This window comes from Rhodobacter capsulatus (genome assembly GCF_052363175.1).
Taxonomy (GTDB): domain Bacteria; phylum Pseudomonadota; class Alphaproteobacteria; order Rhodobacterales; family Rhodobacteraceae; genus Rhodobacter; species Rhodobacter capsulatus_D.
In genome coordinates this window covers 1,302,298-1,326,242 of the sequence record NZ_CP198946.1, presented here as the reverse complement: position 1 = coordinate 1,326,242, position 23,945 = coordinate 1,302,298, and the positions used below count along the sequence as shown (strand labels likewise).

Annotated in this window: 25 protein-coding genes; 13 read left to right on the top strand and 12 right to left on the bottom strand. The window is 64.8% G+C overall.

Features of this window, described 5'->3' with window-relative positions; all coding sequences use genetic code 11:
* Positions 1 to 72: 72 nt before the first annotated feature.
* From ACTTAI_RS07395 to ACTTAI_RS07375, 5 genes are all read right to left on the bottom strand, one after another.
* Positions 73 to 2,076, bottom strand: coding sequence for an acetyl-CoA carboxylase biotin carboxylase subunit (locus ACTTAI_RS07395; RefSeq protein WP_444455146.1), 2,004 nt, complete (start codon positions 2,074 to 2,076; stop codon positions 73 to 75).
* 153 nt (positions 2,077 to 2,229) lie between these two features.
* Complete coding sequence (locus ACTTAI_RS07390; protein ID WP_444455145.1) at positions 2,230 to 2,442, bottom strand: hypothetical protein; 213 nt, start codon at positions 2,440 to 2,442, stop codon at positions 2,230 to 2,232.
* 337 nt (positions 2,443 to 2,779) lie between these two features.
* Positions 2,780 to 3,178, bottom strand: coding sequence for a hypothetical protein (locus tag ACTTAI_RS07385; RefSeq protein ID WP_444455144.1), 399 nt, complete (start codon positions 3,176 to 3,178; stop codon positions 2,780 to 2,782).
* A gap of 427 nt (positions 3,179 to 3,605) precedes the next feature.
* Positions 3,606 to 4,145 (bottom strand): DUF6497 family protein, encoded by a 540-nt coding sequence (locus ACTTAI_RS07380; protein WP_444455143.1) that lies wholly within the window; start codon positions 4,143 to 4,145, stop codon positions 3,606 to 3,608.
* A 10-nt stretch (positions 4,146 to 4,155) separates the two neighbouring features.
* Positions 4,156 to 5,688: an acyl-CoA carboxylase subunit beta gene (locus tag ACTTAI_RS07375; RefSeq protein ID WP_444455142.1), complete on the bottom strand. Its 1,533-nt coding sequence runs from the start codon at positions 5,686 to 5,688 to the stop codon at positions 4,156 to 4,158.
* A gap of 175 nt (positions 5,689 to 5,863) precedes the next feature.
* On the opposite strand from ACTTAI_RS07375, the gene ACTTAI_RS07370 reads away from it, so the two are divergent.
* From ACTTAI_RS07370 to ACTTAI_RS07360, 3 genes are all read left to right on the top strand, one after another.
* Positions 5,864 to 6,214 carry a DMT family protein gene (locus ACTTAI_RS07370; protein WP_444455141.1) on the top strand — a complete coding sequence of 117 codons (351 nt, stop codon included), beginning with the start codon at positions 5,864 to 5,866 and terminating at the stop codon, positions 6,212 to 6,214.
* Positions 6,215 to 6,287: 73 nt separating this feature from the next.
* Positions 6,288 to 7,472 (top strand): multidrug effflux MFS transporter, encoded by a 1,185-nt coding sequence (locus tag ACTTAI_RS07365; protein ID WP_444455140.1) that lies wholly within the window; start codon positions 6,288 to 6,290, stop codon positions 7,470 to 7,472.
* A gap of 195 nt (positions 7,473 to 7,667) precedes the next feature.
* Positions 7,668 to 9,065, top strand: coding sequence for a helix-turn-helix domain-containing protein (locus ACTTAI_RS07360; protein ID WP_444455139.1), 1,398 nt, complete (start codon positions 7,668 to 7,670; stop codon positions 9,063 to 9,065).
* Positions 9,066 to 9,125: 60 nt separating this feature from the next.
* Here the strand turns inward: ACTTAI_RS07360 and ACTTAI_RS07355 are convergent, their stop codons facing one another.
* The 6 genes from ACTTAI_RS07355 to betI all read right to left on the bottom strand — a co-directional run bounded on the left by ACTTAI_RS07355 (position 9,126) and on the right by betI (position 14,552).
* Positions 9,126 to 9,365 (bottom strand): YdcH family protein, encoded by a 240-nt coding sequence (locus ACTTAI_RS07355; protein ID WP_110805435.1) that lies wholly within the window; start codon positions 9,363 to 9,365, stop codon positions 9,126 to 9,128.
* Between the two features lie 76 nt (positions 9,366 to 9,441).
* Entirely contained in the window at positions 9,442 to 9,996 is a 555-nt protein-coding gene (locus ACTTAI_RS07350; protein ID WP_444455138.1) for a DUF1003 domain-containing protein, read from the bottom strand.
* Between the two features lie 81 nt (positions 9,997 to 10,077).
* Positions 10,078 to 10,713, bottom strand: coding sequence for a thermonuclease family protein (locus ACTTAI_RS07345; RefSeq protein WP_444455137.1), 636 nt, complete (start codon positions 10,711 to 10,713; stop codon positions 10,078 to 10,080).
* 69 nt (positions 10,714 to 10,782) lie between these two features.
* Positions 10,783 to 12,438, bottom strand: a complete 1,656-nt coding sequence (betA, locus tag ACTTAI_RS07340; RefSeq protein WP_444455136.1) for a choline dehydrogenase — start codon at positions 12,436 to 12,438, stop codon at positions 10,783 to 10,785.
* Positions 12,439 to 12,519: 81 nt separating this feature from the next.
* Positions 12,520 to 13,971, bottom strand: a complete 1,452-nt coding sequence (betB, locus tag ACTTAI_RS07335) for a betaine-aldehyde dehydrogenase (protein WP_444455135.1) — start codon at positions 13,969 to 13,971, stop codon at positions 12,520 to 12,522.
* The gene (gene betI / locus ACTTAI_RS07330; protein WP_444455134.1) at positions 13,968 to 14,552 is read right to left on the bottom strand and encodes a transcriptional regulator BetI; all 585 of its coding nucleotides are present in this window, start codon (positions 14,550 to 14,552) and stop codon (positions 13,968 to 13,970) included. The genes betB and betI overlap by 4 nt, the downstream gene beginning before the upstream one ends.
* A 116-nt stretch (positions 14,553 to 14,668) precedes the next feature.
* Between betI and choX the strand changes: the two genes are divergently transcribed.
* The 3 genes from choX to choV all read left to right on the top strand — a co-directional run bounded on the left by choX (position 14,669) and on the right by choV (position 17,760).
* Positions 14,669 to 15,595 (top strand): choline ABC transporter substrate-binding protein, encoded by a 927-nt coding sequence (gene choX / locus ACTTAI_RS07325; RefSeq protein WP_444455133.1) that lies wholly within the window; start codon positions 14,669 to 14,671, stop codon positions 15,593 to 15,595.
* A gap of 75 nt (positions 15,596 to 15,670) precedes the next feature.
* The gene (choW, locus tag ACTTAI_RS07320) at positions 15,671 to 16,702 is read left to right on the top strand and encodes a choline ABC transporter permease subunit (protein ID WP_444455132.1); all 1,032 of its coding nucleotides are present in this window, start codon (positions 15,671 to 15,673) and stop codon (positions 16,700 to 16,702) included.
* On the top strand, positions 16,699 to 17,760 hold the full coding sequence (choV, locus tag ACTTAI_RS07315; protein WP_444455131.1) for a choline ABC transporter ATP-binding protein: 1,062 nt from the start codon (positions 16,699 to 16,701) through the stop codon (positions 17,758 to 17,760). The genes choW and choV overlap by 4 nt, the downstream gene beginning before the upstream one ends.
* Before the next feature lie 63 nt (positions 17,761 to 17,823).
* Here choV and ACTTAI_RS07310 read toward each other — a convergent pair whose 3' ends face one another.
* Complete coding sequence (locus ACTTAI_RS07310) at positions 17,824 to 18,711, bottom strand: DMT family transporter (RefSeq protein ID WP_444455130.1); 888 nt, start codon at positions 18,709 to 18,711, stop codon at positions 17,824 to 17,826.
* Positions 18,712 to 18,921: 210 nt separating this feature from the next.
* On the opposite strand from ACTTAI_RS07310, the gene ACTTAI_RS07305 reads away from it, so the two are divergent.
* The 7 genes from ACTTAI_RS07305 to ACTTAI_RS07275 all read left to right on the top strand — a co-directional run bounded on the left by ACTTAI_RS07305 (position 18,922) and on the right by ACTTAI_RS07275 (position 23,815).
* On the top strand, positions 18,922 to 19,353 hold the full coding sequence (locus ACTTAI_RS07305) for a hypothetical protein (RefSeq protein ID WP_444455129.1): 432 nt from the start codon (positions 18,922 to 18,924) through the stop codon (positions 19,351 to 19,353).
* Between the two features lie 95 nt (positions 19,354 to 19,448).
* On the top strand, positions 19,449 to 20,096 hold the full coding sequence (locus tag ACTTAI_RS07300) for a nitrous oxide reductase accessory protein NosL (protein ID WP_444455128.1): 648 nt from the start codon (positions 19,449 to 19,451) through the stop codon (positions 20,094 to 20,096).
* Between the two features lie 54 nt (positions 20,097 to 20,150).
* The gene (locus ACTTAI_RS07295; RefSeq protein ID WP_444455127.1) at positions 20,151 to 20,684 is read left to right on the top strand and encodes a nitrous oxide reductase accessory protein NosL; all 534 of its coding nucleotides are present in this window, start codon (positions 20,151 to 20,153) and stop codon (positions 20,682 to 20,684) included.
* Entirely contained in the window at positions 20,681 to 21,010 is a 330-nt protein-coding gene (locus ACTTAI_RS07290) for a hypothetical protein (RefSeq protein ID WP_444455126.1), read from the top strand. The genes ACTTAI_RS07295 and ACTTAI_RS07290 overlap by 4 nt, the downstream gene beginning before the upstream one ends.
* Positions 21,007 to 22,146 carry an ABC transporter permease gene (locus ACTTAI_RS07285; protein ID WP_444455125.1) on the top strand — a complete coding sequence of 380 codons (1,140 nt, stop codon included), beginning with the start codon at positions 21,007 to 21,009 and terminating at the stop codon, positions 22,144 to 22,146. The genes ACTTAI_RS07290 and ACTTAI_RS07285 overlap by 4 nt, the downstream gene beginning before the upstream one ends.
* Entirely contained in the window at positions 22,143 to 22,820 is a 678-nt protein-coding gene (locus ACTTAI_RS07280; RefSeq protein WP_444455124.1) for an ABC transporter ATP-binding protein, read from the top strand. The genes ACTTAI_RS07285 and ACTTAI_RS07280 overlap by 4 nt, the downstream gene beginning before the upstream one ends.
* On the top strand, positions 22,817 to 23,815 hold the full coding sequence (locus ACTTAI_RS07275; protein ID WP_444455123.1) for a hypothetical protein: 999 nt from the start codon (positions 22,817 to 22,819) through the stop codon (positions 23,813 to 23,815). The genes ACTTAI_RS07280 and ACTTAI_RS07275 overlap by 4 nt, the downstream gene beginning before the upstream one ends.
* Positions 23,816 to 23,945: the final 130 nt, after the last annotated feature.

Here is a 23,945-nt window from a genome sequence, read left to right as displayed (position 1 = left end):
GGGGGCAAAGGCCGGGGGGGCGCCCCCCTCCCGGCCGGTCCATTCAGTTCTCAGACGGGGAAGGCCCCGGCCTCATTCGAATTCCATGATGATGTCATCGACCTTCAGCGAGGCACCGGCCACGCAGTTGATCTTCTTCACCACGCCCTTGCGCTCGGCCTTGAGGATGTTTTCCATCTTCATGGCTTCGACGGTGGCCAGCGCCTGACCTTCCTGCACTTCCTGACCTTCCTCGACCGAGATCTTCACGATCAGGCCGGGCATCGGGCAGAGCAGGAATTTCGAGGTATCCGGCGGCAGTTTTTCCGGCATCAGAAGCGCCAGATCGTGCTGGCGCGGCGTGCGCACATGCACCTTCAGATCGGCGCCGCGGACGCGGATGCGGAAGCCCATCGGGATCTTGCCGACCTTCAGCACCAGGGGCTCGCCACCGACCGAGAGTTTCGCCAGCGATTTGCCCGGGGTCCAGTCGCTTTCGACGCGCAGGGTCATGCCATCGGCGAAAGTCACGGTCGAGCCCGCCTTGTCGGCAGCGATCTTCAGCGGGAAGCTTTCGCCTTGCAGCGAGACCACCCAATCGTCGCCCACCCGGCGCTCGTGGTTGCCGAGCGTGCCCGAGATCTTGGTGCGACGGATTTCGGCGACGCGGTTCATCGCGGCGGTGGCGGCGGCGACGCGTTTCAGCATCGTTTCGCCCAGCGTCACGCCCTGGAAGCCCTCGGGGTATTCCTCGGCGATGAAGGCGGTGGTGATGTTGCCTTCGACAAAGCGGTCATGGTCCATCACCGCCGCGCAGAACGGCAGGTTGTGGCCGATGCCTTCGACTTCGAACGTGTCGAGGGCCAGACGCATTTCCTCGATCGCGGCTTCGCGGGTCGGGCCCCAGGTGCAAAGTTTCGCGATCATCGGGTCGTAATACATCGAGATCTCGCCGCCCTCATAGACGCCGGTATCGTTGCGCACGATCCCGCCCGAGGCGGTCGGCCCTTCAACCGGGGGCTTGTACTTCGTCAGGCGCCCGATCGAGGGCAGGAAGTTGCGATAGGGATCTTCGGCGTAAAGGCGGCTTTCCATCGCCCAGCCGTTGATACCGATATCTTCTTGCTTGAAGGGCAGCGGTTCCCCGGCGGCGACGCGGATCATCATCTCGACAAGGTCGATGCCGGTGATCAGTTCGGTGACCGGATGTTCCACCTGCAGACGGGTGTTCATTTCAAGGAAGTAGAAGTTGCGGTTGCCGTCGACGATGAATTCCACGGTCCCGGCCGAGGTGTAGCCCACCGCCTTGGCAAGGGCACAAGCCTGTTCGCCCATCGCCTTGCGGGTGGCCGGGTCGAGGAAGGGCGAGGGCGCCTCTTCGATGACCTTCTGGTTGCGGCGCTGGATCGAGCATTCGCGCTCGTTCAGATAGACGCAATTACCGTGCTGGTCGGCCAGCACCTGAATTTCGATGTGGCGCGGTTGCGTCACGAATTTCTCGATGAAGATGCGGTCATCGCCGAAGGAGGCCGCGGCTTCGTTCTTCGAGGACTGGAAGCCTTCGCGGGCTTCGGCCTCGTTCCACGCGATCCGCATGCCTTTGCCGCCGCCGCCAGCCGAGGCCTTGATCATCACCGGATAGCCGATTTCGTTCGAAATCTTCACCGCTTCATCGGCGTCGGCGATCAGGCCCATGTAGCCCGGAACGGTGCTCACACCGGCTTCCTTGGCGAGTTTCTTCGAGGTGATCTTGTCGCCCATCGCTTCGATCGCGGGCGACGGCGGGCCGACGAAGATCACGCCCGCGGCTTCCAGCGCGGCGGCGAAGTCGCGACGTTCCGACAGGAAGCCGTAGCCCGGGTGCACGGCCTCGGCGCCGGTGGCCTTGATAGCCGCCATGATCTTGTCGATCACGATATAGGACTGGTTCGCGGGCGGCGGGCCGATGTGAACGGCCTCATCCGCCATCTTGACATGCAGCGCCTGCGCATCGGCGTCGGAATAGACGGCCACCGTCTTGATGCCCATCTTGCGCGCCGATTTGATGACGCGGCAGGCGATCTCGCCGCGGTTGGCGATCAGGATTTTCTTGAACATGGTCAGTCCCTTCCTCCGGGCGCGGATTGGCCCGCGCCCCCTTTCGTGATGTCATGTGCCGTCAAGGCGGGCGAAACGAAACGCCACCGAGGGGGGAACCCTCGATGGCGGCATGAGTTTGCGACCCGCGCAGGCGGGTGGATGGTCGTGCGCTCAGCGGTAGCAGGGACCGCCGACGCCAGCGTTGCAGCTGGCGCCACCGGCAAGGGCGCCAAGAGCAGCCCCGGCGACCATGTTCTGATCGGTCGCATCCGCAATGATGGCCCCGGCCGCACCACCGGCAAGGGCGCGCTCGCCCTGGGTTTCCATGCAGCCGGCCAGAGCCGAAGCCGCGACGAGGGCGAGAAGAAGGGAAGTGCCACGCATGAGTATTTGCCTCCAGAAAGGGTTATGATTGACCCAGAGTCTAGCGCATCAACGCGGCAGCACAACGGATAGTTCCGCGGCAAGAAACAAACTTGTTCCGCATCGGCAAGGGTTTGCCAATCGGTTCCCGCGCGGGGGGGCGCGGCAGACATGTGGCGCGGCCCGGCTGAAAAGCCGGACCGCGACAGCAAGACGCTAACATGGAGGTTGGACGGCGCGGCTTCGAAACACGCCATCTGCATCCCGATATGGGGCGCAAAAAACGTATTGCCAGAGGCGGGCCCGAAAGCCCCGCCAAAATCGGCGGTTTTTTGCCGATATGCCGTCCGCACCCCGGTCATTCCCAGTCGTCCTCCGCGTCGTCCTCATCCCATTCGAAGGCGTCAGGATCGGCGAAAACTTCCGGGAAGCTCGCCTCGGCGCGCTTGCGGTCGATGCGCAGAAGTTGCTCGTAGCTGCAGGGATCGGCGGGTTCGGAGGCCCAGACGACCTCGCGCCCGATCAGCCAGGACAGGCGACCGGCATCAAGGTTGCCCCGCTCGAAGGGCTCTTCGCCAAAATGGTTCCACAGGGCCGCCATGAAGCCCGCATCGGCGCGACGGTCGGGCGCGGCCCGATCCTTGTAGCGCTCGCGGCGGACAATCTTGGTGGCGCCTTTCTTGGCATTGGCGCGACGGATGGTGAACTGGAAATCGGTGCCGGGAAGACGCCCCGGGAAGCCACGGTGTTTCAGCATGATGTGCCCCTTTCCAGCGCGGGGTCGCACATCAGACCCGTCCCGCGCAAGCGCGGAACGGGAAGGCCGGGGGCATGGGGCTCGCCCTGCCCCCGAAACCGATTACTTGTACTTGCCGGTTTGAGCCGGTTCGACGGTGACCGGAGCGACCGGCTCGGTTTTGGGCGCGCAAGCGGCCACGAAAGCGATCGCAACGAGAGCGAAGAGGACTTTGTTCGACATGGGTATCTCCTGTCAGGACCTCCGACGACACGGAACGCTCCGCCCATCTGGTCCTGGATTGTCATTGTTCGGATCGGATGATTCCGATCGGGCGCAGATTTACCGCGCGTTACGTGCGGGCTGAAGCGAAAAGCGCGTGAACACAAAAGTTTCGGGGCCACCGTGACCGGCCCCCCACCCTTTTTGTGCTGGCGCGACATCGCCATCAGAAAAGCTCCCATTGGCAGGCCCCATCGGAGATGGAATAGGCCTCGAAAAATTGCACCGCGGTTTCATCGGAAGCCCCGAACGGCACCACGCGGTCGGCCAGATCGAGGACAAGCTCAGCCGGTTGCGGCCCGGTCTTTGCAACCCGCGGCAAGGCCCAGCCATCGCACAGCGCCTGCAGATCGGCCGAGGCCTTCTCGGCATCGTAGCCCGCCCCGGCCACCTCTGGAGCGACGAAACGGAAGCGCAGGGTCAGCCCCTGCGGACCGGCGGTGTCGATCCGGGTTTCGAGCCAGTGCAGCGCGATCCCCGAGGGCACGGCAATTGCCGGACCGGAGGGCGTGGGCACGGGCCCCGTCTCCTGAACCGGTGCGGGAAGATCTTCCCCTCCGGTCGGGGCGGGCAGCGCGGGGATCATCTCCCCCTCGCCCGCCTCGTCTTCCTGGGCATGGATGGGCCGGGCGGTCAGGGTCACAGCGAGGACGATCGCGATCGCCCCCCGCAAGGCTGCGCCTGCCTGCCCGGCCCCACGAAGCATTCCGCGCCCCTCAGAGCGGAATGTTGTCGTGTTTCTTCCACGGGTTGGCCAGCTTCTTCGAGCGCAGGCTCGCGAAAGCACGGGCCACCCGACGACGGGTGGACGAGGGTTTGATCACCTCGTCGATGAAGCCGCGTTCGGCCGCCACGAAGGGGTTGGCGAAACGGTCTTCGTAGTCCTTGGTGCGGGCGGCGATCTTGTCCTTGTCGCCCAGTTCCGAGCGATACAGGATCTCGGTCGCGCCCTTGGCGCCCATCACCGCGATTTCGGCGGTGGGCCAGGCGTAGTTGAAATCACCACGCAGGTGTTTCGAGGCCATCACGTCATAGGCGCCGCCATAGGCCTTGCGGGTGATGACGGTGACTTTCGGCACGGTGGCTTCGCCATAGGCGAACAGCAGCTTCGCGCCGTGCTTGATGACGCCGCCATATTCCTGACCGGTGCCGGGCAGGAAGCCGGGCACGTCGACGAGCGTCAGGATCGGAATTTCGAACGCATCGCAGAAGCGCACGAAGCGCGCGGCCTTGCGCGAGCTGTCGATATCAAGGCAGCCCGCCAGAACCATCGGCTGGTTCGCGACGATGCCCACCGTCTGGCCTTCGATGCGGATGAACCCGGTGATGATGTTGCCCGCGTAATCCTTTTGAATCTCGAAGAAATCGCCCTCGTCGGCGATCTTCGCGATCAACTCCTTCATGTCATAGGGCATGTTGGGGTTGGCCGGGATCAGGGTATCAAGGCTTTCCTCGACGCGATCGACCGAGTCGAAGAAGGGCCGCACCGGCGCCTTTTCACGGTTCGACAGCGGCAGGAAGTCGATCAGGCGGCGGGTCTCGGCAATCGCCTCGACGTCGTTTTCATAGGCGCCGTCCGCGACCGAGGATTTCTTGGTGTGAGTCGAAGCGCCGCCCAGTTCTTCGGCGGTGACGATCTCGTTCGTCACCGTCTTCACCACGTCGGGGCCGGTCACGAACATGTAGGAGCTGTCCTTCACCATGAAGATGAAGTCGGTCATCGCGGGCGAATAGACCGCGCCACCGGCACAGGGCCCCATGATCAGCGAGATCTGCGGCACCACGCCCGAGGCCATGATGTTGCGCTGGAACACTTCCGCATAGCCTGCGAGCGAGGCCACGCCTTCCTGAATCCGGGCGCCACCCGAATCGTTCATCCCGATCACCGGCGCGCCGTTCTGCATCGCCATGTCCATGATCTTGCAGATCTTCTCGGCATGGGTTTCCGACAGCGAGCCACCGAAGACGGTGAAGTCCTGGCTGAACACATAGACCATGCGGCCGTTCACCGTGCCCCAGCCGGTGACGACGCCGTCGCCCGAGATGTGTTCGGCTTCCATGCCGAAATCGACGCAGCGATGCGCCTTGAACATGTCGAATTCTTCGAACGAGCCTTCGTCGAGCAGAAGCTCGATGCGTTCGCGCGCCGTCAGTTTGCCCTTCTTGTGCTGGGCCTCGATGCGCCGCTCGCCGCCGCCAAGCCGCGCCGCCGCACGCCAGCTTTCCAGCTCGCTCAGGATGTCTTTCATGGGGTCCCCTCCGAGAATTTCCGTGCAACCTATCGGAACGAAAGATTGTTACCAAGCGGATTCGGGAAAATTTGCAAATACTTCTCAGCTCGCGCGCTGCGAATTGCGATACTGCAAATTTACTGGCATCGGTGACGCGGCTGCGCTAGGGAACTCCGACAACGTCGAGGTTATCATGTCCCTGCCCGCCCCTCTCGTCACCTTTCTTTTGTTGACCGCCTCGAATGTCTTCATGACTTTCGCCTGGTATGGACATCTGCGTTTCAAATCGGCGCCGATGCTGGTGGCGATCGGGATTTCCTGGGGCATCGCCTTCTTCGAATATTGCCTGATGGTGCCCGCCAACCGCATCGGCTACGGCACGATGTCGGCGGCACAACTGAAAGTGATGCAGGAGGTGATCTCGCTCACCGTCTTTGTCGGCTTCAACACCTGGTGGCTGGGCGAGCCGCCGACCTGGCGGACGCTGGGCGGATTCGCCCTGATCATCGCAGGCGCAGGGCTGATCTTTTCGAACAAGGGCTGAGTCCAAACCCGATCTTGTGACGCATACATTTTCCCCCGTGGACAAAGTGACGCGCGCGGCCTAGCGGCCTTGCATGGCTTTCCTGAACCGCAAGACCCCCCCGCATATCGTCACCCTCGTGCTTTCGACCGGGGTGGCCGCGCTCAGCCTCAACATCTTCCTGCCCTCGCTGCCCGGCATGGCCCGGCATTTCGGCGTCGACTACGGGCTGATGCAGCTCGCCGTTTCGGCCTATCTGGCAGCCTCGGCGGTGGCGCAATTCGTCGTCGGACCGATTTCCGACCGCTTCGGGCGTCGCCCGCTACTGCTTTGGGTCGTGGCGATCTTCACGCTGGCTTCGTTTGCGGCCCTCTTTGCCCCCGATGCCCAGGCCTTTCTCGCTGCCCGCTTCGTGCAGGCGGTCATCGCCACCGCCTTCGTGATTTCGCGCGCCGCCGTGCGCGACATGGTTCCCGGCCCCGCGGCAGCCTCGATGATCGGCTATGTCACCATGGGGATGTCGGTGGTGCCGATGATCGGCCCCGCGGTCGGCGGCGCGCTGGACGGGCTTTTCGGCTGGCAGGCCAACCTTGCGGTGCTGGCGCTCTCGGGGGCGCTTCTGTTCGGGCTGATCTGGGCCGATATGGGCGAGACCGTCTCGGGCGGCGGGCTTGGCTTTGCAGCCCAGATGCGGGCCTATCCGATCCTGCTGCGCTCGAGCCGGTTCTGGGGCTATGCGCTCTCCGCCGCCGCCTCGGCGGGTCTTTTCTACGCCTATCTCGGCGGCGCGGCGCTGGTGGGCGAGCAGGCCTTCGGCCTGACCCCGGTCGAGGTCGGCTATTTCTTCGCCCTGCCCTCGCTTGGCTATCTGATCGGCAACTGGGTCTCGGGGCGGTTTTCGCTGCATCTGGGCATGGACCGGATGGTGCTTTGGGGCACGACGCTTGCCACCGCCGCGATTGCGGTGGCGCTGATCGCCAAGGCGGCGGGCGTGCTCGGCCCCATCGTCTTCTTCACTGCGGTCGGCGTCACCGGCATCGGCAACGGGCTTTCACTGCCCTCGGCCAATGCGGGGCTGATGTCGGTGCGCGCCGATCTCGCGGGCACCGCCTCGGGACTTGGCGCGACGATGACGATCGGCACCGGCGCGGCGCTCGCCAGCCTGACCGCGACGTTGCTTGGTCCGGAGGTCGAAGTGTCCCGGCTGTTGTGGGTGATGTTCGCCTCCTCCGCGCTGTCGGTGGTGGCGATCCTTTGGGTGATGCGGCGACCTCAGTAATCCGCGCGATCCCGGTCGGGGTGATCGGGGCAGCGCAGAGGTGCCGCCGCACGGGCCCCAACAATCAGACCCAAAGTCGCCGCATGCCCCCTCCATATCTTTTGCCAAGCTAGGGCGCTTTGTCCCAGCAATGCAACCTCCCCTTGCAAGCGTCGTTTGCAAAGGCTACGAAACCTTTGCAAAGCGGAGGGCATCATGGCCACGCAAAAACTCTATGCCGGTGTGAAACTGCGCGAGACGCGCGCAAGGCTTGGGCTGACGCAAAAGGCCTTTGCCGATCGGCTGGGCGTGTCGCTGCCCTATCTGAACCAGATGGAGAACAATCACCGCCCGGTCTCGGCCGCGGTGGTGCTGGCGCTGGCGGGGGAGTTTGGTCTCGACGTCACCGAGCTGTCGGCGGGCGATGCCGAACGTCTGGTCAGCGACATGCGCGAGGCGATGGCGGACCCGGTTTTCGCCGATGGCGGCACGCCACCGCTCGCCGATCTGCGGCTTGCCGCCTCGAACGCACCTGCGCTCGCCCGCGCCTTTCTGGAACTGCACCGCGCCTATCGCCAGGCGCATGAACGGCTGGCCTCGCTGGATGAAGCCTTGGGCCGCGAAGGCGCGCAGACGATCGTTAGCCCTTGGGAAGAGGTCCGTGACTTCTTTCACTATTGTGACAATTACATCGATGCCGTCGACCGCGCCGCCGAGCGGTTTTCCTGCCCGGATGGCAAGCGGTTGGACCCGATCCTGCGCGCCAGCGATGCCCTGCGCGCCCGGGGCGTCGAAGTTCACTTTTCGAACATCTCCGAGCTTCGCTCGCGCGAGGGTGATCGTATCCTGATCTCCGCCCATGCCAGCCGCTCGACGCAGGCGTTCCAACTGCTGCATCAGGTTGCGCTGATCACCCAGAACGAGCTTCTGGAAGCCACGCTCGACTTGGCGCGGTTCCAGTCCGAGACCTCGCGGGCGATCGCCAAGATCGGTCTTGCGAACTATTTCGCGGGCGCCGCGCTCTTGCCCTATCGCGCCTTCCTTGAGGCCGCGCAGGAGACCCGCCACGATCTGGAGCGCCTCGCCGATGCCTTTGGCGCCAGCATCGAGCAGGTGGCGCACCGGCTTTCGACGCTGCAACGGCCCGGCGCCAAGGGGATTCCCTTCTTCTTCGTCCGCGTCGATCAGGCGGGCACGATCACCAAACGCCACTCTGCGACACGGCTGCAATTCGCCCGCTTCGGCGGCGCCTGCCCGCTCTGGAACGTGCACCAGGCCTTTGAAACGCCGACGAAATTCCTGCGTCAACTGGCCGAAACGCCGGATGGGGTGCGCTATCTCTGCCTTGCCCGCGACGTGTCGAAAACCGGCGGCAGCTTCACCGCCCCGGTGCGGCGCTATGCGATTTGTCTCGGCTGCGAGGTCAGCCACGCGCGCGGCCTCGTTTATGCCGACGACATGGAACTGGGCAATCCGCGCGCCTATCAGCCGATCGGAATCTCCTGCCGGATCTGCGAACGCAAGGACTGCCACCAGCGCTCGGTGCCGCCGCTCGAACGCCGCCTGCGCGTCGATCCGAACCGCCGCGGCATGCTGCCCTACGACATCGCCTGACCCCCAGATATCGAAAAGCCCCGGAAACTCCGAGGCTTGTCGATCAGTCTGTGGAGGTCGTCAGGAATGGTGCAGCATGTAGGCGATTTCGTCCTTGATATGCGCGCGTTGCTTGCGCAGGTCCACCTCGGCGAAATGTTCGACCGGTTCGACGTTGGTTTCGGCCCGATGAACCTTGTCATTCACCGCGTCGTAATCTTCCAGAAGCTTGGCAAAATGGGCGTTGGAGACCTTCAAAGCGTGCAGCTTTTCCATCTCGAACGGGAATTCATCGGACAGCGTATGCGGGGTGTTCGACATGGGCCTCTCCCTTTCCGGTCATCATTTCTTACGACTCAAGCCTAGACCCGGCCCGCTTGCGCCACCTTGACCCGTGTCAAGTTGCCCCCCCGTCGCGATTTTGCTCAGCCCCCACCGCCGCCGCAATCGCATCAAGCCGCGCTTCCAGCGTCGCAAACCGCCCCTCAAGCGCCACCACCCGCAAGTCGTCGAGCTTTTCGTGCAGCCGCATGATCTCGATTTCCGCCTTCAGGTTCACCTCGTAATCATGCGCCGCGGCAAGACGGTCCTTTTCGGCCTGCCGGTTCTGGCTCATCATGATCACGGGCGCCTGTACCGCGGCCAGCATCGACAGAATCAGGTTCAGGAACACAAAGGGATAGGGGTCGATGGCCGTGACCAGAATCACGGTGTTCAGAAGCACCCAGCCGACCAGAACCAGCGCGAAAAGGCCGATGAAGCTCCATGAGCCGCCAAAGGCCGCGACCCGGTCAGCAACACGCGCCCCCAGATCGGACTCGGGCTGGCTCAGATCGCGCGCCACCGTGCCATGTTCCGCCACATGGCGTAAAACGCGCCGGTCGCGTTCGTTCAACTCCTCGAATTTCTTGCGTAAAAGCCGTTCGGAAAGGATGCGAAGTTTGGCGTCCATGAGGCCTCCTGCCGTTTGCGCCATGCTGCGACGGCGCGGGCCGGATGTCCACCGACGAGGGCGTGAGATGCGGGCGTGAGATCAGCTGCCCATCGGTCGCCAGCCCGCCGCCAGCGCCTCGGCCTCAGTGCAGAACCAGCGCTCGCCCTTTTTCGGGTCGATCTTCGTGCGGTCGTAATCGCGCGTGCCGGGCAGATGGAAGATCTGCCCCTTTTTCGAAATGTTGCCCTTGATCCGGCACGCCCCGGGCGCGACTTGCGCCGCCCCATGCCGAAACGCTTCCGGCGCCAGATGCGCCCCCGCCCAGATGCCGCGATGCGCCGCCCGCGCGGCCCCTTCCTCAGCAACATAATCGAGCGCGTATTTGCGATAAGCCTCGGCCATGCCTTCGGAAACCAGTACCGCGTTCACATCGCGCCCGCCTGCGCTGCAAACGCCCAATAGCCGACCGTATCGGTCGCGTCCCCGGCTCTCGCAACGCACAAGATCCGAGGTCAGGGCGACAAGCCGATCCCGCGCCGCGCGCCCGCAGGGCCAATCCTGCCCCTCTGCATCCTTGCACAGCTGATCATGTTCGGGCGCATCGATGCCGAATAAACGCACCTTCTGCGCGCCGATCGCCAGCGTATCGCCGTCGACCACGCGCGCATGCCCCAGCAAGACGTCAGCTTGTGCCGGGAGCGCCAGCACAAGCCCGATCAGGACCCACTTCACCATGCGCGGAAGTTAACAGAACGTAACACGAACGCAAGCCCGCGCGCCGATCATGCTTACCGCGGCCCAATCTTACCGCTGCGACGTGCGCCAGTTCGGGTTGATCCAGGGCTGGGCATTCTCGGCGGGCAGACGACGGCCGAGGATATGGTCAGCGACCTTCTCGCCAGTCATGATCGAGGGCCCGTTCAGGTTGCCGTTCGTCACCCGCGGGAAGATCGAGCTGTCGGCGACGCGCAGCCCCTCGACGCCGATCACGCGGGCATCGGGATCGACCACCGCCATCGGATCATCCGCCCGCCCCATGCGCGAGGTGCCGCAGGGGTGATAGGCGCTTTCGGCGTGATCGCGGATGAAGGCATCGATTTCCGCATCCGACTGCACCGCTGCACCGGGCTGGATCTCGTGCTTCACATGCTGCGTCATCGGCGCTTGGGCAAAGATTTCGCGCGTCAGCCGCACGACCTTGCGGAATTCTTCCCAATCGTCGGGATGCGACATGTAGTTGAAACGGATCTCCGGGTTTTCGCGCGCATCGGCAGAGCGCAGCCGCACCGTTCCGCGCGATTTCGAGCGCATCGGCCCGGTGTGGACCTGAAAGCCATGCCCCTCGGCCGCGGCCTTGCCGTCATAGCGCACGGCGATCGGCAGGAAGTGATACTGGATGTCCGGGTATTCGACGCCCTTGTCGGAGCGGATGAAGCCGCAGGCTTCGAACTGGTTCGAGGCGCCAAGGCCGCGCTTCGTCAGCACCCATTGCGCGCCGACCGTCAGCTTGCCCCAGAGGTTCCAGTACTTGTACAGCGTCACCGGTTCTTTCGAGGCGAATTGCATATAGATTTCAAGGTGATCTTGCAGGTTCGAGCCGACACCGGGCCGATGCGCCAGAACCTCGATCCCATGCGATTTCAGATGCTCCGCGTCGCCAATCCCCGACAGCATCAAAAGCTTCGGCGTATTGAGCGCGGAAGCCGCAAGGATCACCTCGGCCTTGGCCTTCAAGACCTTGATCTCGCTGCCCTTTTCATATTCGACGCCGATGGCGCGGCCGTTCTCGATCACCACCTTGCGGGCAAGGCCGCGGACGATCTTCAGCCGCCCGGTCTTGATCGCGGGCCGCAGATAGGCCGAGGCCACGGACCAGCGCCGCCCCTGCCAGATCGTCGCCTCCATCGGGCCGAAGCCCTCTTGCTGCTCGCCGTTGTAATCCATGGTCACGGGGTAGCCAGCCGCCGCCCCCGCCTCGATGAAATGCTGGAACAGCGGATTCTTGCGCGGGCCACGGGTCACATGCAGCGGGCCTTTCGAGCCGCGCCAGGTCGCATCGGCGCCATCATGGCCGCCGTGCCAGCTCTCCTGCCGCTTGAAATAGGGCAGCACGTCAGCATAGCCCCAGCCGGTCGCGCCCTGCTCGGCCCAATGGTCGAAATCGCAAGCGTGGCCGCGCACATAGACCATGCCGTTGATCGAGGACGAGCCCCCGATTACCTTGCCGCGCGGTGTCACCAGACGCCGGTTGCCCAGATGCGGCTCGGGCTCGGTGCCCATGCCCCAGTCGTAGCGGCCCATGTTCATCGGATAGGACAGCGCCGCGGGCATCTCGATGAACGGGCCCCAGTCGGTGCCACCGAATTCGATGATCGCCACGCGATGCCCGGCCTCGGCCAGCCGATAGCCCAGCGCCGAACCGCCCGACCCTGCCCCAACGATCACATAATCCGCATCCATCGCGCGACCCTCTGCCTGAACCCTGTTTTTTCTTGGCGCAAATACGCCGGGGGTCCGGGGGCAGAGCCCCCGGCCTGCGTCTCAATAGGGGCTCTCGACCGGCCCCATGCCGACATAGACCGCCTTCACCTGCGTGTAGTGCTCGATCGCGGCCTTGGAATTTTCCCGCCCGACGCCCGAGGATTTCACCGCGCCAAAAGGCATCTCGACCGGCGTCAGGTTATAGGCGTTGATCCAGGTCGTGCCTGCCTGCAGCTGCGCGATGACCCGATGGCCGCGCGCCAGATCGGCGGTGAAGACCCCCGCAGCGAGACCGAAATCGGTGCCATTCGCCCGGGCGATCACCTCGTCCTCGGTCTCGAAATCCAACACCGCCATGACCGGACCGAAAACCTCTTCGCGCGCGAGAGTCATGCTGTCGGTGACATCGGCAAAGACCGTGGGCTGCACGAAGAGCGGTCCTTCATTGCCCGCGGCGCCGCCGCAGACAAGCCGCGCGCCCTCGGATTTCGCCGTCGCGATATAGCCCAGCACTTTCGCATGTTGCGCGGCACTGACGAGAGGGCCGAATTGTGTCGCCTCGTCAAGCGGATCGCCCGCCTTGATCGCAGCCGTGCGTTCGGCCAGACGCGTCAGGAAGCGCTCTTTGATCGATTTGTGCACGAAGACCCGCGTGCCGTTCGAGCAGACCTGCCCCGAGGAATAGAAGTTGCCCAGCATCGCCGCGCCGATCGCGCTTTCCAGATCGGCATCCTCGAAGACGATCAGCGGCGATTTGCCCCCAAGCTCCATCGTCACATGTTTCATCCCCGCGCCCGCCGCCGCATAGACCCGCGCGCCGGTCGGCACCGAGCCGGTCAAGGACACTTTGGCCACTCGCGAATCGGTGGTCAGCGCGGCGCCCACGGCCCCGCGGCCCTGCACGACGTTGAAGACGCCCGCGGGCATCCCCGCCTCGATGAAGATCTCGGCCAGCTGCAGCGCGCCGAGCGGGGTGAGTTCCGAAGGCTTGAACACCATCGCATTGCCCGTCGACAGCGCCGGGGCCGCCTTCCAGCAGGCGATCTGGCTGGGGTAATTCCATGCCCCGATCCCCACACAGACGCCAAGCGGCTCGCGAATCGTATAAGCGAAATCGCCGCCCAGAGGGATCGTCTCGCCGGTCAGCGTCGGCGCGAGCCCGGCAAAATATTCGAGCGAATCGGCCCCCGAAGGCCAGTCGGCGACCAGCGTTTCCTGCAGCGGCTTGCCGGTGTCGAGCGTCTCCAGCAGCGCCAGTTCCGCGCCCCGGGCGCGAATCAGATCGGCGGCGCGGCGCAGGATGCGCGCCCGCTCGATGGGCTTCATCGCCGCCCAGGCGCGTTGCGCCGCTTGCGCGCCGGCAAGGGCCTCTTCGATCACCGCAGGCGTGGCTTCGTGCAGGATTGCGATCACCTCTCCGGTGCCCGGAAAGATCACCTCGATCTCGGCCCCGGCCTTGTCCTCGACCCAGGTGCCATTGACGAAATGGCTGGCCTTCGGCTGTGCCCTCATGACCGGACCTCCAGTTCCCGATTCAGATATTCATTCACGATTTGAAGCGCATAGGCGCGATCCGGCGCATGTTCGGCCAAAGCGGCACGGATGTAGACGCCGTCGATCATCGCCCCAAGGCCCCGCGCCACCGTCTCGGCCCGATCCCCCACCAACGCCCGCAGTTCGTGGCGCAGGTTCGAACGCAAGCGGCGCTGATAGACCCGCAGCAGCCGCATCGCCTCGGGATTGGTCTGCGCCAGAACGTAGAAGTTCAGCCAGGCCGAGATCGCTTCGCGCCGGAAGCTGCCCGGCGAGAACGACCCCGCGATGATTGCGCGCAGCCGCGATTCGGGCGCGCGCTCGGCCGCCGCCAGTGCACCGCGCACCTCGGCGCCGTAAAGCGTCAGAATCGCCCGCATCGCGGCAAGGAAGATCTGCTCTTTCGAGCCAAAATAATGATGGGCCAGCGCCGAGGACATCCCCGCACGCCGGGCAATCTGTGCTACGGTGACTTCAAGCGATCCCGCCTCGCCCACCGTTTCGATCGTGGCTTTCACCAAAGCCGCCCGTCGAATAGGCTCTGCTCCAAGCTTCGGCATGTCTTTTGCGACTCCGCTCAAAAAAGATCTTGCTTTTAGGAGCTACAGGCAAGTTTATTGACTCGTCAATCAACAAAAAGCCTGACCGTAAACCGGGCAACCAACGGGAGACCCTGATGACGCTTCGTTCCTTCCTTCTTGCCGGGGCTGCGACAGTTTCGCTCGCCCTTCCTGCCGCGGCCGATTGCAACAAGGTGACCTTCTCGGATGTGGGCTGGACCGACATCACCGCGACCACCGCGGTGACGACGACGATCCTGCAGGCGCTTGGATATGAAACCGACATCAAGCTGCTCTCGGTGCCGGTGACCTATACCGCGCTGTCCTCGGGTGATGTGGACGTGTTCCTCGGCAACTGGATGCCGTCGATGGAAGCGGACTTTGCCCCCTATCGCGATGACGGCTCGGTCGAGACGGTGCGCACGAACCTTGTCGGGGCGAAATACACGCTGGCCACGAACGCGGCGGGCGCGGCGCTTGGCATCAAGGATTTCGCCGATATCGCGAAACACAAGGACGAACTCGAGGGCAAGATCTACGGGATCGAGCCCGGCAATGACGGCAACCGTCTGGTGCTCGACATGATCACCGCGGGCAAGTTCGATCTGGGCGGGTTCGAGGTTGTCGAAAGCTCGGAACAGGGGATGCTGGCCGCCGTCGCCAAGGGCGAGAAGGAAAACACCCCGGTCGTGTTCCTGGGCTGGGAACCGCACCCGATGAACGCGAATTTCAAGATGAGCTACCTGACCGGTGGCGATGATGTCTTCGGGCCGAATTTCGGCGGTGCCGAGGTGAACACCAACGTCCGCAAGGGCTATGTCGCGGAATGCCCGAACACCGGCAAACTGCTGCAGAACCTCGAATTCTCGCTCGCGATGGAAAACGAGATCATGGGCAAGATCCTGGACGACGGCATCGATCCGCCGACGGCCGCGCATGACTGGCTGGCCGCCCATCCGGAAGTTCTGGCCCCCTGGCTCGCGGGCGTGACCACAAAGGACGGCGGCGACGGGCTCGCAGCCGTGACCGCGGCCCTGAAGTAAGCCTTGCGCTGACCTGACGATCCCGACAGGCGGGCCCCCGCCTGTCGGCCTTCCGAACCACGCAAGGCAAGCGACATGCTACAGCAAACGATGCGCCTGATCGGCACCATCGCCGCGTCGATTTTCGGCGCCATCCTGCTCAAGACGGTGCTGGAAAAGCTGGCCGGACTGATGATCGGCACCGGGCTGATCTCGGGCCACAGCGGCACCGATCTTTTTACCGGAAAGTGGAAGATCCCTGTCGGCCCCTGGGCGAAGCACATCTTCGAATGGATGCGCGACAGCTTCTCGCTCATTTTTGATCATCTGGCCGCGATCTTCGAGACCCTGATCAACTGGATCATGGCGATCTTTGCGACACCCTTGGACATTTCCTGGATCACCGGAGCGGCCGAATACACACCGCTTTACCCGCCGGAATATCAGCCCTTCATCATGACCGGCTTCTTCCTTGGCATCTCGTGGTTCCTGCAGCGCCGCGTGTCGATCCTGCTGACCGTGCTTTTCGGTCTGCTCTACGTCTTCAACCAGGGGTACTGGAAACCGACGACGGAAAGCCTGACGCTGGTGATTTCGGCCTGTGTCGTCTGCATGTCGGTCGGCGTGCCGATCGGCATCGCCGCCGCGCACCGGCCGCGGCTTTACCTTGCGATGCAGCCGATCCTTGATCTGATGCAAACGCTGCCGACCTTCGTCTATCTGATCCCTGCGATCGTGTTTTTCGGCATCGGCATGGTCCCGGGCCTGATCGCCACGGTGATCTTCGTGCTGCCTGCGCCGATCCGGCTGACGCATCTGGGTGTGTCGACGACGCCGCAACCGCTGCTAGAGGCCGCGAAAGCCTTTGGTGCGACGCCCGGGCAGGTGCTGTGGAAGGTGGAGTTGCCCTATGCGCTGCCGCAGATCATGGCGGGGCTGAACCAGACGATCATGCTCTCGCTCTCGATGGTGGTGATCGCGGCGCTTGTGGGCGCGAACGGACTTGGCGTGCCGGTGGTGCGGGCGCTGAACTCGGTCAACACCGCGCTTGGCTTTGAATCGGGGATGATCATCGTCGTCGTCGCCATCGTGCTCGACCGGATGATGCGCTTCGGGGGATCGAAATGAGGCATGCCAATATGATCACCGACCCGAAGCTGACCGCGGGCGTCGCGGTGCGGTTCGACAATGTCTCGATCGTCTTTGGCGATCACCCCGACCGCGCCCTGCCCCTGATGGACGAAGGCCTGTCGCGCGCCGAGATCCAGGCCCGCACGGGTCAGGTTCTTGGGGTGCATGACTGCTCGCTATCCGTCGCCGAGGGCGAGATCCTCGTGCTGATGGGCCTTTCGGGCTCGGGCAAGTCGACGCTTCTGCGCGCGGTGAACGGGTTGAACCCGGTCTGCCGCGGCAAAGTCGAGGTCAGCGACGGCAACGGCCTTGTCGATGTCACCCATGCCGATCCGCAGACCCTGCGCCGGATCCGCCAGACCCGCGTGGCGATGGTGTTCCAGCAATTCGGCCTGCTGCCCTGGCGGACGGTGCGCGAAAACGTCGGCCTCGGCCTGGAACTGGGCGGCATGTCGAAAGCCGAGCGCCGCGACCGCGTCGATGCGCAACTGAAGCTCGTGAACCTGACCGACTGGGCCGAGCGCAAGGTGGGCGAGCTCTCGGGCGGCATGCAGCAGCGCGTCGGCTTGGCCCGCGCCTTTGCCACCGAAGCGCCGATCCTCTTGATGGACGAGCCCTTCTCGGCGCTCGATCCGCTCATCCGCGCGAAGCTGCAGGACGAGTTGCTCGAACTGCAATCGACGCTGAAGCGCACCATCGTCTTCGTGTCGCATGACCTCGACGAGGCCTTCAAGCTCGGCAACCGCATCGCGCTGATGGAGGGGGGCAGACTGGTGCAGATGGGCACAGCACGCGAAATCATCGCCAATCCGGTTGATGATTATGTCGCCGAATTCGTCGCGCATATGAACCCGCTCGGCGTGCTGACCGCCGAGGACATGGCCGAACCCGGCAGCGCAGAGGGCACGCAGATCGACCCCTCGACACCGGTGATCAAGGTGATGGAGCTTTTGAAAACCGTCCCCGCCGTGGCGCTGACCGACGGGCGGCGCATCACCCGCGAAGGCGTGATCGCCCGGCTGATCGACCCGCGCGGCACCGCCGCCAAGGGGTAAAGAGGCGTATTTTTTCCAAGAAAAGCGGAACCCGGAGTCCTTTGGCTTCGGGTTTTTCTTGGTTCAAATACGCCCTTTCGCCGGATCGACCCGCGACTCGCGCCAGGTCAGGAAGATGACCGCAGCCAGGATGATGGCACCGCCGAGGATCACATAGGGATCGACCGCCTCGCCAAAAACCGACCAGCCGAGCAGGGTAGCCCAGACCAGCTGCAGAAAGGTCACCGGCTGCGTTACCGTCATTGGCGCGCAGGCAAAAGCGCGGGTCATGCAGTAATGCCCTGCCGTTGCAAAGACCGCGACGCCGCCCAGCCAGAGCACCTGCGTCAGGTTCACCGGCTGCCAGACAGCGGCAGCGAAAGGCGCGAGGCCAATGGTGACCGACAGCGCCATCACCGCCACCACGGTCGTGGCCGGGGCGAGCTGCGTCAGCCGCTTCATCACCAGATAGGAGAGCCCAAATCCGAAGGCCGCCCCCAGCTGTGCCAGATGGCCAGGCGAGAGCTCGCGCAACCCCGGCCGGAGCACGACCAACGCGCCGATCATCGCAACGGCAATCGCCGCCATCCGCGCCGGGCGGAAGCCCTCGCCAAACAGAAGCCCCGCGCCGAGGGTGACGATGATCGGGTTCAGATATCCGATCGCCGTCACCTCGGAGATTGTGATCCGCGCCATCGCATAAAACCAGAGCATCACCGCCACGGTATGCAGCGCACCGCGCAGCACGAAGAGCTTGAAAAGGGGCGGAGAAATGCCCGAGCGCAGCAGCGGCCGCAACGACGGGGCCAGAAACAGCAACCCCCAGGCGAAGCGGATGAAGGCGGATTCGGCGGCAGGCAAGGCCGTGCCCAGATAGCGCACGATGCCATTGACAAAGACGAAGGCGATGCCGGTGGCCAGCATCCACAGCACGCCCTCGACGGGATGGTTTTTCTCGGAAAGTGACGTCATGCCCCTTGCTGCCCTGCCGCGCAGGACGCTGCAAGCAACGGATTGTGCCGGATACAGGGCGCGACGGATCGGCCTGCGACACTTGACCTCGGTCAAGGCGCGGGGCGATCATGGCGGGTAACCAGACAGGATGGCGGCCCGGAAACGGCAGGCACAGACTGGCCTGTCACGGGCTGCTGCGTTCCCTGTTCCCCGCGACCACGAGCCTCGATGACCCGCCCTGCCCGCCCCCAGATCTGCTTCACCACCGGCGTTTTCGCCCGGTGGCTGGCGGTTCTGGCGCTGGCGCTGCAGAGCCTTTTCTTCGCCGAACATCTCAGCGCCTCGGCGCTGCATGATCTGGCGGACCTGGGCCCCGGCGCGCGGGCGGGCTTCCTGCAGCTTTGCACCGGCGAGGGCGTGGCGCTTTACGACCCCGCCTCGGGCAAGGTCGTGGAGCACCCGAGCGGCCATGCCCCCTGCACGATCTGCGCCAGCGCCGCCGTCTGCGCCTTTGCCACGCCCGAGCCACCGCTTCTGGTGCCGCCCGTGCCGCAGCTTCTGGCCGCGCTCGAACCCGCGACCCTGATCTCCTTCGCCTTCATCGCGCCCCTGCCGCGCAGCGGCCTGATCCGCGCACCGCCGGTGACCCCGGACCTCTGACGGGGGCCGCGCGGGGCAGCGTCCCGCCCCGCCGCCCCTGTGGGTCCCGTCCCGCACTGCCCTGATCCCTGCCATGTTCCGTTTTGGAGACAGCGATGAAACGTCGTGATTTTCTTGCCGCCACCGCCTCTGCCACCGCGCTTATGCCGCTGGCTGCCCTGCCCGCCCGCGCCGAAATGGCGATGAGCCCGGGCGAAAAACCGGTCAGCCCGATGCAATGGACCGATGAGAACGGTCTGACCCGTTTCCTCAAGGTCGATACCGATCCCGTGACCGACGATCTCGGCAAATATCCGCGCTGCCCCTATTGCGGCATGATGCGGTCGATGTTCCCGGCCGCACGTCATCTGATAGTCTATGAAAACGACACCGTCGACGGCACCTGCTCGATCCATTGCGCGGCGATTTCGCTGGCGCTGAACATGGACGCCGGGCCGAAGGCAATTTACGCGGGCGATGCCGGGGCCGAAGGCGAGATGAAGCCGCTCGCCGATACCGCGGCGATGACCTATGTGATCGATCCGGCGAAGCCCGGCACGATGTCGGCGGTGTCGAAACTGGCCTATGCCGACCGCGCGAAAGCCGAGGCCGCCGCCGCGGCGAGCACCGGGGCGACGCTGGTGGATTTAGATGCGGCGCTGACGGCCGCCTATGTCGAAATGGCCAAGGACACGGGCATGATCCGCAAGCGCCGGGGTGAGAAACGGCATGAAATGGGCATGACGATGCCCGGCTCGAATTGACCTTTTGCAACATTCCGGCCGTGTTTTCGGGCACGGCCGGGAATTGAGATGCACATGTACAACATTACCCCTCTCAATCGCCGGGCCGCGTTGAGCCTGCTTCTGGCGGGCGCCTCGACGCTGGCTTTCGCGCAACCGCAACCAGCCCGTGCCGATGCTGCACCGGTTGATCTGCCGAAACCCGGGCCGCGCGACACCTGCGCGGTCTGCGGCATGTTCGTGGCCCGCTATCCCGAATGGGTCGCGACGGTGGTCTTTGCCGATGGCACGACCTTCTACTTCGACGGCCCGAAAGACTTCTTCAAATTCCTTGAGGACGTGCCGAAATATGCCGCCGGGCGCAGTCGCGATCAGATCGCCACGATGGGCGTGACCGATTACTACGGCGTGCGGCAGGTCGCGGCCGCCGAGGCGCTCTTTGCCGTCGGCTCGGATGTGCTCGGCCCGATGGGGCATGAGTTCGTGCCGCTCGCGACCGAGGCCGATGCGGCGGATTTCATGAAGGATCACGCGGGCAAGCATCTCTTCCGCTTCGCGGAAATCCCCGCGGGCCTTCCCGCCAAGCTCGATGCGGGTCAGTTCGAGTGAGCCTGCGTCCCGCGACCCCGGTGCTGAGCGCGCTTGCTGCGCTTCTGGCCCTCGCCGGGGTCGAGGGCGCTCATGCACGTCTGACCGCCCCGCGCGAAACCGCGCGTCTGGCGGATGAAGCGCAGCTGGTGCGCGCCCTTGGCCTGACCGATCTCGCGCTTTTCACCGAGGCTCGCTACACCCGCCATCCCGCGCTGGCAGACCTTGCCACAGCTTTCCAGGATAACCCCTTGTCTTTCGAACACTTTCCTTCGGGCAGCCTGATCGCCCCGCCCGAGAATTTCGGGCAAACGGCGCTTGGCTTCACCCCGGAGGAGCTGCGATGAGCGCACTGAACCGTCAACGCGCGCTTCTCGATTTCACCGTCGCGGCTTTGGCGCGGCGGCGGATCAAGAACCTGGCGCTGGTCGCGGTCTTTGCCACGGTGGTCTTCCTGCTCGCCTCGGCGATGTTCTTTGCCTCCAGCCTGCGGCGCGAGGCCGAGGCGACGCTGGCCGGTGCCCCCGATCTGATCGTGCAGAACCTCAGCCTTGGCCGGCAGGCGATGATCGACGCGGCAGACCTGCCGAAAATCGCGGCGATCCGCGGCGTCGCCAAGGCCGAGGGGCGGCTTTGGGGCTATTATTACGACCGGATCAGCGGCGCGAATTACACGGTGATGGTGCCCACTGCCGCCGATCTGGTGCCGCCCCCAGGCGAGGTGATCGTGGGCGAGGCCGTGCCGCGGGTGCGCGATTTCAAATGGCAGGGCACGCCGCTTTTCCTGTCGCGGCGCGAAGGTGATCTGGTGCGCTTCGACATCGCCCGGACGCTTGGCGCCGAGGTGGCGCTGGTCAGCGCCGATCTCGTGCTGATGAACGAGGCCGATTTTCGCAGCTTTTTCAATGTGCCTGCTGGGCAGTTCACCGATTTCGCCGTGACCGTTCGCAACCCGCGCGAGCTTTCGACCGTGGTTGAAAAGGCCAGTGCCGCGCTGCCTGCGGCCCGCTTCGTCACCCGCGAGGACATCGCCCGCACCTATCAGAAGCTCTTCGACTGGCGTGAGGGGGTGATGGTGGCGCTGGCCTTTGTCGCGATGCTGGCGTTTGCGATCTTCGCCGCCGAGAAGGCCACCGGGCTTTCCGCCGAGGAAGCACGCGAGATCGGCATCCTGAAGGCGATCGGCTGGGACACGCGCGACGTGATCGCGATGAAGCTCTGGGAAGGCGGGCTCGTCTCGGGCGCGGCCTTCCTTCTGGGCACGGTGTTCGCCTATGCGCATGTGTTCTGGGCGGGGGCACCACTTTTTGCCCCGGTGCTGAAGGGCTGGGCGGTGATCTATCCCGACTTCCGCCTGACGCCCGCCATTGACGCGCTGCAACTGGTGACGCTCTTCCTTCTGACCACCCTGCCCTATGCCGCCGCGACCGTGGTTCCGGTCTGGCGCACGGCGGCGGCCGATCCGGATGCGGTGATGCGATGATTTCCCTGCACGGCGTTTCCAAGACCTATAACGAGGGCCGCCCCAATCAGGTCACGGCACTGCACGGCATCGACCTTGCGATCGCAGCGGGGGTGACGGTGTTCATGGGGCCGTCGGGCTCGGGCAAGACGACGCTCTTGAGCCTTGTGGGCTGCATGGCGCGGCCGACGACGGGGCGGATCACGCTCGACGGCGAGGTGATTTCCAGCCTGCCCGAGCGCTTCCTGACCGATCTGCGCCGGCGCCGCTTCGGCTTCGTGTTTCAGCGCTTCAACCTGATCCGCGGCTTGTCGGTGCTGGAAAACGTGATGCTGCCCGCGGCGCCTCTGGGCGAGGATCGCGCGGCGGTCGAAGCCCGGGCGCTGGCACGGCTTGCGGCGCTTGGTCTGGCGGCCAAGGCGCGGATGCCGGTCGAGGTGCTCTCGGGCGGCGAGACGCAACGGGCGGCGATTGCCCGGGCGCTCGTCAATGACGCGCCGGTGCTGATCGCCGACGAGCCGACGGCGAACCTTGATACCGCGCTCACGCATCGCTTTCTCGACATCGTCGCCGGGCTGCGGGCCGAGGGAAAAACGGTGATCCTGACCAGCCACGATCCGCGCATCATCGCGGCCGCACCGGTGACGGCGGTGGTCGAGATGCAGGACGGCACGGTGGTCGAGGTCAGGTCATGATCTTTCACACGCCGATCCTGACGCTGCTTCTGGTCTCGGCGCTGGCCGCGCTGGTCGCGCTCTGGGCGGCGGGCTTCGGGCTTTCGGTGTTACGGCGCTGGGATCTGGCGAGCGGCGCGCGCGGACAGTTGCTGATGGAACGACGCACCGAACTCGTCTCGACGCTGTTCGCGATGGTGATGGCGGCCGAGGCGGCGGCCCTCTTCCTGTTCATCTTCAACGCGGATCGGATGGCGGCGCTTTTCGTTGGCGCGATGTGCGCGGTGGGCACGCTGAACGTGAACGGCTACGGCTTTCCGGCGCTTTACGCGCAGATCGGCACCTTCTTCGCCGCGGCGGTCTGGCTGGTGCTTGACCGCGTGGATCGGCTTGGGCGCGACTATCCGCTGACACGGGTGAAATATGCGGCCGTGCTGGCGATCGCGCCGCTGGTGCTGCTCTCGGGCGGGCTGCAGCTCGGCTATTTCCTGAACCTGCGCACCGATGTCATCACCTCCTGCTGCTCGAAGCTCTTTACCCCGACGAATGCGGGGATCTCCGACGAGATGGCCGGGGTCGATCCGGCAACCGCGCTATGGGCGCTGGGGATCGCGGGCGGGCTGGTGGCGGCGACCGGCCTCCGCGCGCTGCGCAGCGGACGCGGGCACGGGCTTTTCGCGCTGGCGGGTCTGGCCTATTTCGGCGCCGCCCTCGTCGCCATGGTCTCGACGATCGCGCTTTATATCTACGAGAACCCGAACCACCACTGTCCGTTCTGCATCCTGAAACCGGAATATGGCTATATCGGCTATGCCTTTTACCTGCCGCTTTTCGGGGCGACGGCGCTGGCGCTTGGCCTCGGCGCCGCCAGCCCCTTCGCCACCCGCGAAAGCTTGCGTGCCCCCCTGCCCGCGGTGATGCGGCGTCTGAACCTTTGGGCGCTCGCGGGCTTTGCGGCCTATGGCGCGGTCACCGTCTGGGCGATCCTGCGCTCGCATCTGATCCTGTTCGGCTGATCGACGAAAGCTCATCTCCGCCCCGGGATGCGCCCCCCATCCGCGCGCTGTTTTTTCTTGGATCAAATACGCTGGGGGGTCCGGGGGGCGAAGCCCCCCGGCGGGTCGGCGCGCCAAGCGCGGCGAAAAC